General features: G+C 72.1%; 3 protein-coding genes. All 3 read right to left on the bottom strand.

Annotated features, from left to right (window positions below; all coding sequences use genetic code 11):
* Positions 1-20: 20 nt before the first annotated feature.
* From BT264_RS24685 to BT264_RS24675, 3 genes are read right to left on the bottom strand one after another with little or no spacing between them, the layout of a single operon-like run.
* Complete coding sequence (locus BT264_RS24685; protein ID WP_072441439.1) at positions 21-1055, bottom strand: GNAT family N-acetyltransferase; 1035 nt, start codon at positions 1053-1055, stop codon at positions 21-23.
* A complete protein-coding gene (locus BT264_RS24680) occupies positions 1045-6039 on the bottom strand; it encodes a non-ribosomal peptide synthetase (protein ID WP_072441441.1) in 4995 nt (1664 codons plus the stop codon). Before BT264_RS24680 ends, BT264_RS24685 begins: the two co-directional genes overlap by 11 nt.
* Positions 6040-6048: 9 nt before the next feature.
* Positions 6049-15714 (bottom strand): non-ribosomal peptide synthetase, encoded by a 9666-nt coding sequence (locus tag BT264_RS24675; protein ID WP_072441751.1) that lies wholly within the window; start codon positions 15712-15714, stop codon positions 6049-6051.
* Between the last annotated feature and the right edge of the window lie 184 nt (positions 15715-15898).

Raw genomic sequence — 15898 nt, 5'->3', positions numbered from 1 at the left:
TTGTCGGTGAATCCGGCCCGTCAGACGTGACGGCCGGAGAAGAACGTCTCGCGCAGCGTGCGCATCCACAGCGGCTGCGCGTCGGCCAGCGCGAGACGGCGCTGCCGCGCGAAGCCATGCCGCGCGAGATGGTCGGCAACCCGCGCGTGGCCGGCCGGAACGGCACAGCCGACCGCTTCGGTACGCGGATCGTCGAGAAACAGGTAATGAACGACGGACGGCAGCCAGCCCGCCACGCAATGCGGGCCGCGCCAGCGCGATTCGCCGACCAGCATCCGCAGCCCGCGGTCGTAGTCGCGCGCCGCGACGTGCGGCGCGAGCGCGTCTTCCTTCAGCCAGAACGCCTCGAAGTACGCGAACGGCTCGCCGTCGAAGCAGCCGACGAGCGGCGTCACGTGCGGATCGGCGTCGGGTGCGGCCCCTTGCGCGCTGTCCGCGCCGGGCTGCGCGCCCGGCCAGCCGTCGCGCACGCGCGGCTCGTCGAACCAGCGCGCGAGCCGCACGGTGTCTTCCGCCGGCTGCCAGCCGCGCAGCGTGAAGCGCACGCCGAGCGCCGGCAGGTCGCGCGCGTAGACGTCGCCGCGCGGCGCCGGCGGCCGGCGCGGATGACGCCGGCCGTCGGTGAGCATCGGCAGCGTCGCGCACGGCAGGTGCGTACCGACGAGCCACAGATCGGCCTGCTGCGCCCAGCCGTCGCGCATGCAGCGGCCGCCGTCGGCGAGCACGCCGCTCGCGCGCAGCGCGTCGAGCGCGACCGCCGGCCACGCGGCCGGGTCGAGCCGGATCGCCGCATGGTGCGCGCCGTCCGAAAACGCCGCGGACAACGCGGCCAGCAGCGCGCGCCGCTGGTCGGCCGGCGCCGCGCGATGGTTGTACGCGACGAGGCGCAGCGTGCCGTCGTCGGCGAGTTGCGCGCGCAGCAACTGCGCGCCGATGCCGTGGCCCTGCGCGACGCGGATCTCCGTGCCGTCGCGCGCGGCGAACAGCCCGTCCGCGAATGCGAGGCGGCACGTATCGGGCATCGTGAAACCGTCGGGACGCACTTCAGCCAGCATGGCGTTCCTCCTGTCCTGTTTCCGCGCGTGCATCGAGCCGTGCGCCGAGTGCGGCGAGCGTCGGCGACGCGAACACGTCGGCAACCGTCAGCGCGTGACCGGCGCGGCCGGCCGCGTCGACGAAGCGCACGACGTCGAACGACGTTGCGCCGGCTTCGAACAGGTCCGCGCCAGGCTCGGGTGCGGCCGTCGCGAATGTGTCCGACCACAGCGCCGCGAGCACAGCAGCCGCGTGCGACGGCGCGTCGGCCGGTGTTTCCCCGCTTGCTCGTGCAATGAAGTCCGACTGCGCGACGGCACGCGTATCGGGTGCGCCAAGCGCCGCCTCCGACGCGCCGGCAAAACGCGCGACTTCGTCGTGATAGAGATCGACGAGCGCATCGACGAAACCGCGGTCGAGCAGTTCGTCCGCATACGAGAACGCGGCGCTCACTCGGCCGTCCGGATGCTCGACGACGTCCAGCTCCAGCGTGAACACGACGCGATGGCGCACGTCGCCGAATTCGGCAAGCGACAGGCCGGCCCAGTCGCGCGCGGCCGCACCCGTCGGGCGCAGGTAGTTGAACATCACCTGGAACAACGGATTGGCCTGCGCAGCACGCGGCGCGCGCAGCGCCGCGACGACGTCGGCGAACGGCACGTCGGCATGCGCATACGCGGCCAGCGCCGTGTCGCGCACCTGGGCGAGCACGTCCGCACGGCGCACGGCCGGGTCGATCCGCGTGCGCACGACGACCGAATTGATGAAGAGGCCGAGCGCAGCGCGTGCCGCATCGCCCGTCAGCTCGCGCGTCGACGCGAGCACGCCGACCGGCTGGTCGGCCGCGCCCGTCGCGCGGAACAGCGCGGTGTTGAGCGCCGCGTGCAGCAGCATCGGCAGCGTCGCGTGCGCGGCCGACGCGGCGTCGCGTGCGGCGCGAATCAGCGACGCGTCGAATTCGAACGCGATGCGTGCCGCGCGCCATTGCGGCACGGCCGGCGCGTCCGCGCGCTGCGGCAGCACGCGCGACGGCAGCTCGGCCAGCGCGTCACGCCAGTACGCGACGCGGGCCGGATGGCACGGTGCGGGCAGCACGAGCGGTACGACCAGTTGGGCGGCCAGTTGGACGGCTTCGTCGACCGGCACGGCGTCGCCGCGCACGCGGGTGACGTAGCGTGCACGAACGGCATCGAGCCACAGTTCGATCGATTCGCCATCCGACACGATGTGATGGATCGTCACCGACAGCACGTGGTCGTCCGCGCCGAGCCGCAGCACGCGTGCACGCCACAGCGGCGTATCGGCGATGAGGTCGAATGGCGTGAGGGCATCCTCGTCGGTCAACGCCGCCGCGCGGGCAAGCGCATCGGGTTGCGCCGACAAGTCGACGACCGGCAGCGCAACCGGCGCTGTCGTGTCGATCCGCTGGCCCGGCAGCGCGCCGTCGCGAGCGACGAGCCGCGCGCGCAGCGCCGGATGCACGGCCGCCGTATACGAAAACGCGGCTCGCAGCGCATCGATGTCGAGCGGGCCGCGCACGCGCAGCGCGACCGGGATGTTGTACGCGGCGCTGTCCGGCTGCGCGCGCCACAGGAACCACAGGCCGAGCTGCGCGGGCGATAGCGGCCACACGCCGTTCGCATCGGGTTTGGCCACCGCGACGCCCGGCGCCGCGGCGCCGGCATGCGCGGCGCGCGGCGCGTCGGCCACCTGCAGCGCGTACTGCGCGAGCACGGGTGCCTCGAACAGCGCGCGCACCGGCACGTCGCGGCCGAGCCGTTCGGCCACGCGCGTCGCGACGCGCACGGCGGCGAGCGAATGACCGCCGAGATCGAAGAAGTGATCGCCGCGGCCGACGCGCTCGAGATTCAGCACGTCGCACCAGATCGCCGCGAGCGCGGTTTCATCGCCGTCGCGCGGCGCCTCGTACGCACGTTCGACGCGCACGGGCGCCGGCAGCCTCGCCCGGTCGACCTTGCTGTTCGCGTTGCGCGGCAACGCGTCGAGCACGATCAGTTGCGCGGGCACCATGTAGTCGGGCAGCGTGCGGCGCAGGTGCGCGTCGAGCGTCGCGGCTTCGACGGGATGCGCGGCCGCCTGTGCGTCGGCGGTCAGTTCGACATACGCGACGAGCTGCGCAAGCGCGCCCTGCCCGTGCACGACCGCGCACGCTTCGCGCACCGCATCGTGCGCGGCAAGCTGCGCCTCGATTTCGCCGAGTTCGATGCGCAGCCCGCGCAGCTTCACCTGATGATCGACGCGGCCGATGAAGTCGAACACGCCGTCCGCGCGGCGCCGCACGAGGTCGCCGGTGCGGTACAGGCGCGCGCCCGCCGCGCCGTACGGATCGGGCACGAAGCGCTCGGCGGTCAGCGCCGGGCGGTCGAGATAACCGCGTGCGACGCCGATCCCCTCGCCGCCCAGATACAGTTCGCCGATCACGCCGACCGGCAGCGGATGCAGCCGCTCGTCGAGCACGTGTGCGGTACGCGCGCCGACCAGCGTGCCGATCGGCAGATATGCGGCGTCGCCGAGCTTCGCGAGATCGTCGCCGGGCCGGAACATCCACAGCGTCGGCGTGATGACCGTCTCGGTCGGGCCGTAGCCGTTGACCACGCGCACGTTCGGCAGCGCGCGGCGCAGCATCGCGAACGCCTCGCGCGACGTCGCTTCGCCGCCGACGGTCAGCGAACGCAGCGTCGGCGGTGCGCCGTGCGCGAGCGCCCATTCGGCGAGCTGCGCGGCGCAGCCGGGCGGCACGTAGGTCATCGTCACGCCGTCGCGGACCATCATCGCGCAGGTCTGCGCGGGCGGCCACAGCACGTCGGCCGTCACCGACACGGCGGCGCCCGACATGTATTGCGAAAACCAGCCTTCGTGCGCGCCGTCGAAGTTGACCGACTGGAACAGCAGGAACACGTCGTTCTCGCCCGCGCCGTAGCGCTCGGCAATCGCCGCGCAGTGCAGCGCGAACGACGCATGGTCGACGATCACGCCCTTCGGCTTGCCGGTCGAGCCCGACGTGTAGATCGCGTAGGCCGCATGGCCCGGCAGCACATCGGGCAGCGCGACGTCCGCGGCTTCGTCGAGCGCATCGATTTCATCGGCGCGCCACACGCGCAGTTCCGGCAGCTCGGGCAACGACGCGGCGCTTGAACCATCGGTCAGCACGTGCGCGATGCTCGCGTCGCCGACGATCTGCGCGAGCCGTTCGCGCGGATGGGCCGGATCGAGCGGCACGAACGCGGCGCCGGACTTCAGCACCGCGATCAGCGCCACGAGCAGGTCGACCGAGCGCTGCAAAGCGACGCCGACGCGCATCTCGGGCCGCACGCCTGCCGCCACGAGATGACGCGCGAGGCGCGCCGCGCGTGCATCGACTTCGCCGCGCGTCAGTGCACGATCGATATCGGCAACGCCGCGTGCATCGGGCCGCGAATGCGCATGCGCGGCGATGCGCGCATGCACGGGCACGAACGGTTCGGCTTCGGTCGCGCCCGCCGGCACGTTCCACGCAAAGAGCTGTGCGCGCTCGCCGGCGGGCAGCCAGTCGAGATCGCCGACCGGCAGGTCGGGCCGCGCGAGCGCATCGGCGAGCAGCGTGACGAAGCGCGCGGCCAGCCGTGCGATCGCGTCGGCATCGAACAGGTCGAGCGCGTAGATGACCGCGGCGTCGAACGTACCGTCGGGCGTTGCCTCGACGGCGAGCGTGAGATCGAATTTCGCGGACGGCGTGCCGGACGGCAGCAACGCGGCCGTCGCCGCGCCGAGCGCCGGCAGCGCGCGACGCTCGCCATACGCGGCCATCACCTGGAACAGCGGATGGTGGCTCGCGCTGCGCGGCACGCCGAGCGCATCGACCACCTGCTCGAACGGCACGTCCTGGTGCATCTGCGCGTCGACGAGCGCGCGCTGCGTGCGCGCGACCAGCGACGAGAAATCGCCGTGTGCAGGCACGTCCACGTCGATTGCCAGCGTGTTGACGAAGAAGCCGATCAGGCCGGCGACTTCCGCGCGTTCGCGGTTCGCGGCCGGCACGCCGACGCAGATCCGCGCATCGCCGGTCGCGCGCGCGAGCAGCACATCGAGCGCGGCGAGCAGCACCGCGAACGGCGTCGCGCCCGACACGGCCGCGAACGCACGCAGTTGCGCGCCGACGCGCGCGTCGAGCGAAAACACATGACGCGCGCCGCGCGCACTGCGGCGGGCCGGCCGTGCGGCCGCACCCGGCAGCGTCAGCACGCCGCGCTGCGGATCGAGCCGTTCGCGCCAAAACGCGAGCTGGCGATCGCGTTCGCCGGCGTCGAGCCAGCGGCGCTGCCACAGCGCATAGTCGGCGTACTGGATCGGCAGCGGCGCGAGCGGCACCGGCTGGTCGGACGCATACGCGCGGTAGAACGCCGCGAGCTCTTCCAGCATCACGCCCGACGACCAGCCGTCCGACACGATGTGGTGCACGGTCAACGCGAGCCAGTGATGCGTCGCGTCGAAGCGGACCAGGTGCGCGCGCACGAGCGGCGCCGCACCGAGATCGAACGGTTCGGCTTCGTCGGCCGTCGCGACGGCCTCCGCTCGCGCGGTGCGCTGTGCGTCCGGCAACGCTTCGAGATCGGTTTCGCGCCACGGGCAACGCAGCGGCGCATGGATCGTTTGCGCAACACCGTCCTGCGCTTCGTCGAAAGTCGTGCGCAGCGCTTCATGGCGCGCGATCAGCGCGTCGCAGGCAAGACGCAGCGCATGCGTGTCGAGCGAACCCGTCAGCGCCAGGCGCTCGGTGATGTGATACGCGTCGGGCGCATCGATCAGCCGTGCATGCAGCCACAGCCGCGTCTGCGCGAACGACGCCTGCACGCGATCGCCGCGCGGCGTGCGCGGCGGGATCGGCAGCACGCGGAAGTCGATGCCGGCCGCGCCGAGCTTGTCGATGAAGACCGCGCGCTGCGCGTCGGGCAGCTGCGCGAAACGCGTCGCGAGCGCGAGCCAGTCGGGTTGAACCTTCGTCATCCGTCGTCCTTATTGGGTTTCCAGTTCGCCGAGCAGCGCGTCGATCGCGCTCGCCGCATCGGTCGCGCCGCGCGCCACGCAGGCCGCGTCGATCGCTTGCGCGCAGCGCGCGAGCGTGCGTGTGTCGAACAGCGTGCGCAGCGGCAGCGCGAGCCCCCAGTGCAGGTTCGCCTGCGCGTGGGCCTGTGTCGCGAGCAGCGAGTGGCCGCCGAGCAGGAAGAAGTCGCCGTCGCGGCCGATCGCATCGACGTGCAGCACGCGTTGCCAGATATCCGCGAGCGCGCGTTCGGTGTCGGTCGCGAGTTCGACGGCTTCGGCTGCTTCGCGCACCGGCGCGGGCAATGCATGGCGGTCGCACTTGCCGTTCGGCGTGACGGGCAATGCGTCGAGCTCAATCAGTTGCGACGGCACCATGTAGGCCGGCAGTTGCGCGCGCAACGTGTCGAGCAGCGCCGCACGGTCGAGCGGACCCGCATCGCCGCGCGCGACATAGCCGACCAGTTGCTCGTCGCGCACGATCACGACCGCGTCGTTCACGCCGGGCGCCGCGCGCAGCAGCGCCTCGATCTCGCCCGGCTCGATCCGCTGGCCGCGCAGCTTCACCTGCGTGTCGACGCGGCCGAGGTAGTCGAGCGCACCGTCGGCGCGCCGGCGTGCGAGGTCGCCCGTACGGTACATGCGTGCGCCCGGCACGAACGGATCGGGCACGAAGCGCTCGGCGGTCAGCGCCGGGCGGCCGAGATAACCGCGCGCCAGGCCCGCGCCCGCGAGATACAGCTCGCCGGTCGCGCCGGCCGGCACCGGCTGCCATGCGGCATCGAGCACGTGCAGTTGCAGGTTCGCGATCGGATGGCCGATCGGCACCGCGGCCGCATTCGCGTCGCCGGGGCCGCAAGTCCAGTGCGACACATCGATCGCGGCCTCGGTCGGCCCGTACAGGTTCACGAGCGTCGCGTTCGGCAGCAGCCGTGCCATCTTCGCGACGAGTTCGGGCGCGAGTGCTTCGCCGCTCGCGACGATCAGGCGCACGCTGTCGCATTGCGCGGCGGCCGAGAAATCGTCGAGATACGCGGCGAACGCGGCGAGCATCGACGGCACGAAATGCAGCACCGTCACGCCGTGCGCATGGATCGCGGCCGCGAGACGCGCCGGATCGCGATGGTCGCCGGGCGCGGCGATCGCGAGCTTCGCGCCGATCGCCAGCGGCCACACGAATTCCCAGACCGACACGTCGAAGCCGAACGGTGTCTTGTGCAGCACGACGTCGTCGCGCGTCAAACGGTATGCGTGCTGCATCCACGCGATCCGGTTCGCGAGCGCGCCGTGCGTGTTGCCGGCGCCCTTCGGCTTGCCGGTCGAGCCCGACGTGTAGATCAGGTATGCGAGTCGCGCGTCGTCGATGGCGATGCCCGCAGGCGCTTCTTCACCTTCCTCCGCTTCATCGGCGAGCAGGTCCGCAACCGTCAGCAACTGCGTCGCGGCACCGTCGCCAAGCGCGGCCTCGACCTGCTCGCGCAGATGGGCCTGCGTGATCGCGACGGCCGGCCGCGCGTCGCGCAGCAGGTAAGCGATGCGCTCGGCCGGATAGTCGGGATCGACCGGCAAGTAGGCGGCGCCGGCCTTCAGCACGCCGACGAGCGCCATCACCATGTCGAACGAGCGCTCGACGCACAGCGCGACCGGCGTGTCGGGCCGCACGCCGCGCCGGCGCAGCGCGGCTGCGATGCGCGACGTGCCGACGTCGAGTTCACGATAGGTCGCGCGATGCACGCCGCCGTGAACGTCCGCGTATTCGAGCGCGATCGCGTCGGGCGTCGCGCGCGCCGCATCGGCGAATTGCAGGTGCAGCGGCTGACGTTGCGAGACCGGCCATGACTTTGCGGTGTCCTGCGCAAGCGCCAGTGCGTCTCGGGTTGCGTCGTCCGCGATCGACAGCGCGCCGAGCAGCGCATCCGGCGTGCGGGCCAGCGCATCGAGCGCGCACGCGAACGCACGGTGCCAGGTCTCGACCTGCCGAGCGTCGATGCGCGCGGTGTCGTAGCCGTAGTCGATCGTCAATTCGGTGCCGCTCTCGATCACGAGCGTCAGTGCGAAATCGGTCGCTTCGATGCTGCGCACGCCGCTCAATGCAAGCGCGCGCGGATCGGCGTCGCGCGCCGTGTCGTCCACCGGGTAGTTCTCGAACACGACCAGCGTGTCGAACAGTGCGCCGCCCGCGCCGCGCGCCCAGCGCTGGATGTCGGCGAGCGGCGTGTGGGCATGCTCGGCGGCCGCCGCATTCTCGCGCTGCAGCGTTTGCAGCCAGTCGGCCGCGCGTTGCTGCGGTGCAGGTGCGGTGATCACCGGCAGCGTGTTGATGAAAAGACCGAGCACAGTGTCGATGTCCGCCAGCGCATCGGGGCGGCCCGCGACGGTCGCGCCGAACGCGACGGCCGGCTGGTGCGTCATCCGCTGCAGCGCGAGCGCCCACGCGCCCTGCACCAGCGTGTTGACCGTCAGCTTCAGTGCGCGCGCCGTCTGCGCGACGCGCGTCATCGCGTCCGCATCGATCGTCGCGCGCCATGTGACCATGTCCGCATCCGCTCGGTCAGCCGCGCGTTCCGCGATCAGCGTCGGCGCGTCGAGCCGCGCGAGGCGCTCGGTCCAGAAGCGTTCGTCGGCATCGCGGTCGCGCGTGCCGAGCCACGCGATGAAGTCGCGATAGCGCAGCGCCGGGCGGCTCGCGAACGGCGACACGGCGTCCGGGTCGCGATAGTCGCGCAGCACGTCCGCGAGCAGGCGCGCGGTGCTCCAGCCGTCGAGCAGCACGTGGTGACGTGTCCACACGACGCGCCATGTGTCGTCCGTCACGCGAATCAGCGTGAGCCGCATCAGCGGCGGCTCGCGCCAGTCGAAACCGTGTGCCCGGTCGGCGGCGAGCCACGCATCGAAATCGGCATCGAGCGTGTCGCCGCGCGTGCGCCAGTCGAGCTGCTCGACCGGCATCCGCGCGTGGCGATGCACGCACTGCAGCGGCGCGGCTTCGTCGGGCATCACGCTCGTGCGCAGGATGTCGTGGCGTGCGACGGATGCGTCGAACGCATTGACGAGACGCTCGGCATCGAGCGCGGTCGCAGTCGCGACGAGCTGGTTCACGTAGCTTGCGTGGCCGGGCGCGAACAGCGCATGGAACAGGATGCCCTGCTGCATCGGCGACAGCGGATACACGTCGTCGATCGTGCGCCAGTCGAGCGGCGTGCGTTCGATCGCGGCCTGCGTGAGGCCGGCAGCCTGCGCGAGCGGGAAATCGCCCGGCGTCGCGCCGCCGCCGCGATGCGCGACGCGCGACGCGCAGGCTTCGACGAGTTCCCGCAGCGCGGCCGCGAAGCGTTCGGCGAACGCGTCGATCGTCGCCCGCTCGAACTGCGGCGCGCCATAGACCCAGTGCACTTTCAGCGTGCGTGCGCCGTCGCGGTCGGTATCGAGGTACGCGTGGATCGCGAGCGTATTGCCGAGCGGCCCTTGGCGGTCGCGCTCGACGCCGGTGCCGCCGAAACGCGGCACGAGCGTCGCGTCGCGCGGCGCGTCGAACTGGCCGAGATAGTTGAACGTGACGCGCGGGCGCGGCACGGCGGCCAGCGCCGCGCGCGTCGCCGCATCGCCGTAATGCGCGAGCACGCCGAAGCCGAGCCCCTTGTGCGGCACCGCGCGCAGCGTGTCCTTGACCGCGCACAGCGTGTCGCTCGCGGTCGCCTCGACCGGCAGCGTCACCGGGTAGTGGCTCGTCAGCCAGCCGATCGTGCGGCTCGCGTCCGCATCGTCGAACAGCGCCTCGCGGCCGTGCCCTTCCAGTTCGACACGGCACGATGCCGCGCCTCCGCGTGCGCCGGATAGCGCCAGCGCGAGCGCCGCGCCCAGCAGTTCGATCGTCTGCGTGCGATAGGCCGCATGCGCATCGGTCAGTGCCGCGCGGGTCAGCGCCGCGTCGATCGTCTGCACGACGACGGCTGCATCGGCATTCGTCGCCGCTGCGTCCGGATGATCGGGCACGAGGTCGTCGCCCTGCGCCATCCTGGCCCAGTACGCGGCCTCGGCTACAAAAGGCGATGCCGGTTCCGTCGCGGCGCGCGCGAGTCGTGCGGCCCATGCATCCGCGCGCAGGCCCGGCGGCGACAGCCGGACCGGCGTGCGGTCGCATGCGGTGCGGTAGGCCGAGTCGAGGTCGTCGAGCAGGATGCGCCACGATACGCCGTCGACGATCGCGTGGTGAATCGCGAGATAGAGCTGAGTCGAGCCGTCCGGCAGCCGTGCCGCGCACGCGCACACGAGCGGCCCGCGGCCGAGATCGAGACGGCGCTGCAATGCGTCGAAACGCGCGAGCGCGTCGGCTTCGTCGCGTGCGGCGACTTCGACGAACGGCAGCGCGTCATACGGCTTGGCGGCATCGCTGGCGTGCCACGTGCCGTCCGCACCAAGCGCGAAGCGCTGGCGGAACGCGTCGTGATGCGTCAGCAACGCATCGAATGCGCGCGCGAATGCGTCCGCGTCGAACGGCCCGCGCACGTCGAACGCGACCGACTGGTTCCAGTGGCCGCGCTGCGGGACGTCGAGCGCGAAGAAGCGTTGCTGCGCAGGCGTCAGGATCGGCGCGGCAGCCGGTGTCGCCGCTGCGGTTGCGGCTGCAGGCTGCGCGGCAACAGTCACGTCCTCGGTCTTCGCGATACGCGCGAGTTCGGCGACCGTCGGGCCGTCGAACAGTTGCTTCGGCGTGAAACGCACGCCGCGCTTGCGCGCCCGGGCAATCACCTGCAGCACGAGGATCGAATCGCCGCCGAGTTCGAAGAAGTTGTCGTCGCGGCCGACCCGCGGCGCCTTCAGCACGGCCTGCCAGACTTCGGCGAGCACCGTTTCGACGGCGCCCTGCGGCGCGTCGCCGGACGCGATCGCGACCGGCGACGCCGCCAGTTCGCGCAGCGCCGCGCGATCGATCTTGCCGTTCGCGGTCACCGGCAGGCGCGCGAGCACGACGAACTGTGCGGGCACCATATAGTCGGGCAGCGTCGCGGCGAGCGCCGCGCGCATCGCGGCCTCGTCGAACGCCGCGCCGTCGCGCATCACGACGAAGGTCGCGAGCCGCAGGCGGCCGTCGTGCTCGATCGCGAGCGTTTCGGCTTGCGCGACCGGGCCGGCCGCGCGCACGGCCGCGCTCACCTCGCCCGGTTCGACGCGATAGCCGCGAATCTTCACCTGGTCGTCGATACGGCCGAGGAACGCGAGACGGCCGTCCGCGCGCAAGCGCACGCGGTCGCCGGTGCGATACAGCCGCGCGCCGGGCGTGAACGGATCGGGCACGAAGCGTTCGGCGGTCTGCGCCGGACGCCCGAGGTAGCCGCGCGCGACGCCCGGGCCGCCCAGATACAGCTCGCCCGTCGCGCCGGCCGGCACGCATGCGCCGAACGCATCGAGCACGAGCGCGCGCGCATTCGGCAGCGGCAGGCCGAGCGGCACGCTGCTCGCGGGATCGCGCGCATCGGCGGCGATCGACGCCGTGTCGCACGCAATCGCGCCGACCGTCGCTTCGGTCGGCCCGTAATGGTTGATCACGCGGCAGGCCGGCGCGAGCGCGGCCAGGCGCGCAACGAGCGCCCACGTGAGCGTTTCGCCGCCCGTCACGAGCGCGTGGCGCGGCAGCACGTCGGCCGGCACGCGCGCGTCGAGCAGCGCCTGCAGGTGGCTCGGCACGATCTTCAGCACGCCGACGTCGCGGCCGCGCATCTCGTCCGCGAACAGGTCGGGGTCGAACGCACACGCGGCCGGCAGCAGGTGCAGCGTGCGGCCCGCGCACAGCGCGCCGAACAGCGTCGTGTGGCCAAGGTCGGCGGCGACGGTCGACACCATCGCGAACGATGCGTCCGGCGCGAACGCGAGTTCGTCGAGCATCCCCTGCACGTAGTCGGCCAGTGCGCCGTGCGACACGACGACGCCCTTCGGCGTGCCGGTCGAACCTGACGTATAGATCAGGTACGCGCCCTGTTCCGGATGCGGTGCGACGCGCACGCCGGCTGCATGCGCGAGCGTCGCGTCATGTGCGAGCGTGTCGACGTCGAGCGGCTGAGCGTCGATGCCGGCCGGCCATGCGGCCGTATCCGCGACGAGCGCCCAGCGCGCGCCGCAGTCGGCTGCCGCCGCGGCCAGTCGTGCGGCCGGCTGTGCGGGATCGAGCAGCACGGCCAGCGCGCCGGCCTTCAGCGCGCCGAGCAGGCCGACGACGAAGCGCGCCGAACGTTCGATGCAGACGATGACCGACGCTTCGGCGGCGACACCGCGCTGCGTCAGCGCACGCGCGATGCGGTTCGACGCGTCGTCGAGTTCGGCGAACGTCAGCGACGCCGACGCATCGGCGAGCGCGACGCGATGCGGATACGCGGCGGCCTGTCGCGCGAACGCGGCGACGATGTCGGCATGTTCGACGCGCAGCGCACGGCCGTCGCGCGGCTGGCGCGACGCGGCCGATGCGTCGCACGGCAGCGCGGCCGTCGCGCGTTGCGGATCGTGCGCGGCCGCGCCGACGAGCGCAGCATAGCTGTCGAGCCACGCGCGTGCGGTGTCGGCGTCGATGCAGTCGGTCGCATAGGCTGCGACCAGTTCGATCCCGTTCGCGTCGTCGGTGAAATCCAGCGCGAAGTCGAAACGCGCGGCCAGATCGGGCCCCGGCGTAGCAACAGCGGTCGCACCCGGCAGCACGCTGTCGTGCCGCGCGTCGAACTGCTGCGCGAATTTCACGCGCAGCCATTCGTCGCCGCGCTTGACCGGCGGCTTCACCGCATCGACGACACGCTCGAACGGCACGTCCTGGTGCGCGACCGCGTCGAGCGCCGCCGTGCGCGCCGCGTCGACGAGCGCGCGGAACGGCAGCGTCGGCGCCACGCGCACGCGCAGCGCGACAGTATTCAGGAACAGCCCGAGCAACGCGCGCGTTTCAGCGCGCTGGCGATGCGCGACCGGCACCGCGACGACGACGTCCGTTTCGCCGGTCAGGCGCGACAGCCATGCGTCGAGCGCGGCCAGCAGCACCGTGAAGACGGTGGCCTGCGCGTCGCGCGCGAGTTGACGCACGTCGGCCGCGACCGCGTCGGGCAGGCGCACCGACACGCGTGCCCCCTGCAGCGTGCGCGCAGCGCCCGGCTGACGGTCGACCGGCAGCGCGATCGGGCCCGGCACGTCGCGCAATGCGCCGCGCCAGTAATCGAGCTGGCGTTCGCCCTCGCCGCCGGCCAGCATGTCGCGCTGCCAGTCCGCGTAGTCGGCGTACTGGACCGGCAGATCGGGCAGCGACGGTTCACGGCCTTCCGCATACGCGCGGTACGCGGCCGACAGTTCGTCGAACGCGCAGCGCGAGCTCCAGCCGTCGGTGATCGCGTGATGCGCGGTCAGCAGCAGGCGGTGACGGTCGTCGGCGAGCGCGACGAGCGTCGCGCGCAGCAGCGGGCCGTGTGCGAGGTCGAACGGCTCGGCCGCGTCGCGCTCGGCGAGCCGCGCGGCTTGCGCGTCGCGCGCGGCCGGCGGCTGGTCGCGCAGGTCGATGTCGGCGATCGACACCGCCAGATGCGTATGAATCCGCTGCATCACGACGCCGTCGTCGTTGTCGACGAGCGTCGTGCGCCACGCCTCATGACGCCCGATCACGTGATCGAGCGCGCGCTGCAGTGCGTCGCGATCGAGCGTGCCGTCGATCGTCCAGTGCGCGGCGATGTGATACGCGGCGCTCGCATCGCGCGTTTGCGCGAGTACCCAGAAGCGTTGCTGCGCGAGCGACGCCGCACGGTCGACATGCGGCGCGCCCGATGCGGCCGCGTCGGCCGGCGCGCGACGCGCGGAAATGGCGGCCAGCGGCTCGCCGGTCTCGCGTTCCGCGCGATCGACCGTTTCGGCCAGTTCGGCGAGCGCCGGATCGGCGAACAGCGTATCGAGCCGCAGGTTCACGCGCGATGCAGCGCGAATCGCGGCCTGCAACTGCATCGCGGCGAGCGAATCGGCGCCCAGCGCGAAGAAACGGTCGTCGCGCGACGGCGCGGCGTCGAGGCCGAGCAGCGTCTGCCAGAGGCCTGCGAGTTGCTGCTCGGTCGGCGTGCGCGGCGCGTCGCCGGCGCGTTGCGTCGTGTCGCGTGCGGCGGCAATCCGCTCGCGCAGCGCGGCACGGTCGATCTTGCCGTTCAACGTATACGGCAGCGCATCGCAACGTACGAACCGGTGCGGTTGCCATGCCGCCGGCAATTGCGCGGCCACGTGCACCTTCAGTGCCGCATCGTCGGCCGCCGCGCGCAGCGCGACGCATGCGATCAGCCGCGTCGGCCCGTTGCCGGTTTCTGCGACCACGGCCGCATCGGCCACGGCCGGATGCGAGCGCAGGCACGCGGCGATTTCCGCGGGCTCCACACGCACGCCGCGCACCTGGACCTGGTCGTCGAGGCGGCCGAGATAGTCGAATGCACCGTCGTCGCGCAGGCGTGCGAGATCGCCCGTGCGGTAGACGCGCGCACCCGGCTCGCCGTCCGGATCGGGAATGAAGCGTTCGGCCGTCAGCGCCGGGCGACCGTGATAGCCGCGCGCGATGCAGACGCCGCCGAGCAGCAGCTCGCCCACGCCATCGGCCTCATCGCCGTCAATGCGCGCGACGCGCGGGCCGATCACGCGGCCGATCGGCAGCGACGCATACGCGTCGTTAGCGGCCAGCAAGGGCGTCTCGCCCGGTTCGACCGGCCACAGCATCGGCGAGATCACGGCCTCGGTCGGCCCGTAGCCGTTGATCAGGCGTACCGACGGGAACGTGCGGCGCACGAATTCGAATGCCTGCTGCGGCAGCGCTTCGCCGCCGAACGCGAGTACGCGCAATGCCGGCGGCACGCCGTCGCGCGCGGCGACAGCCGCGAATTCGCGCAGGTATGCAGGCGGAAATGCAGCGACGTTGACCGATTCGCGCACCATCAGCGCATGCGCGGCGTCGGGCGCGAACGGCTGCGGCGGCGCCACGACGATACTGGCGCCGATCGCGAGCGGCGCGAGCCAGCACTCATGAGCGGCGTCGAAATTGACCGACGCGAAATGCAGCAGGCGGTCGCCTGCGTCGATCGGCAGCGCTGCCGCGAGCGCGTCGCAGTGCGCGGCGAGCGGCCCGTGCTCGACTACGACCGCCTTCGGCGTGCCGGTCGAGCCCGACGTGTAGATCATGTACGCGGCCGCACGCGGGTGCACAGGCACCGCTTCGTCATCGGCAGCGAAGTTCTGCTCGTCCGCCGCTTCCGCTGCCGCTTCGAACGCGTGTTCGAACGGCGTGCCGAGCGCCGCGCGGCCGGCTTCGTCGACGATGCCGTGCCGCAGTTGCGCATCCTGGACGATCCAGTCGAGGCGCGCGGCCGGATGACGCGGATCGAGCGGCACGAACACGCCGCCCGCCTTCAGCACGGCCAGCAGCGCGACGAACAGCTCGCACGAGCGCTCGACGCAGACGCCGACCCGCACTTCCGCGCCGACGCCGGCCGCGCGCAATTGCCGGGCCAGCCGCGACGCATGCGCGTCGAGCGCGCCGCGCGACAGGCGCAAGTCGTTCTGGAAAGGTACCGCGATTGCCGGTGCGTCGGGCGCGACGCGCGCCAGTTCGCGGATTCGGTGATGCAGCGCAGTCGGGAAACTCGTCATGTGCGTGAAGTCCTTCGGTCCGGCCGCTTCGGCCAAGTCTCGGGGCCGCTTGGGGCGGCTTCACTGGTGTGACGAACGGCGCGGCCGATTTTTTACCGTTTTGCGCTCAAAGCGTGCTTGGGCGTTTTTTTTGCAGGCGCTGCTAAATATTTGCGCGGCCCGTTCGTCTATCAGTGAGGAAAGC

This window comes from Burkholderia sp. NFPP32 (genome assembly GCF_900119325.1).
Taxonomy (GTDB): Bacteria; Pseudomonadota; Gammaproteobacteria; order Burkholderiales; family Burkholderiaceae; genus Burkholderia; species Burkholderia pyrrocinia_C.
This window is presented reverse-complemented; position numbering and strand designations above follow the sequence as displayed.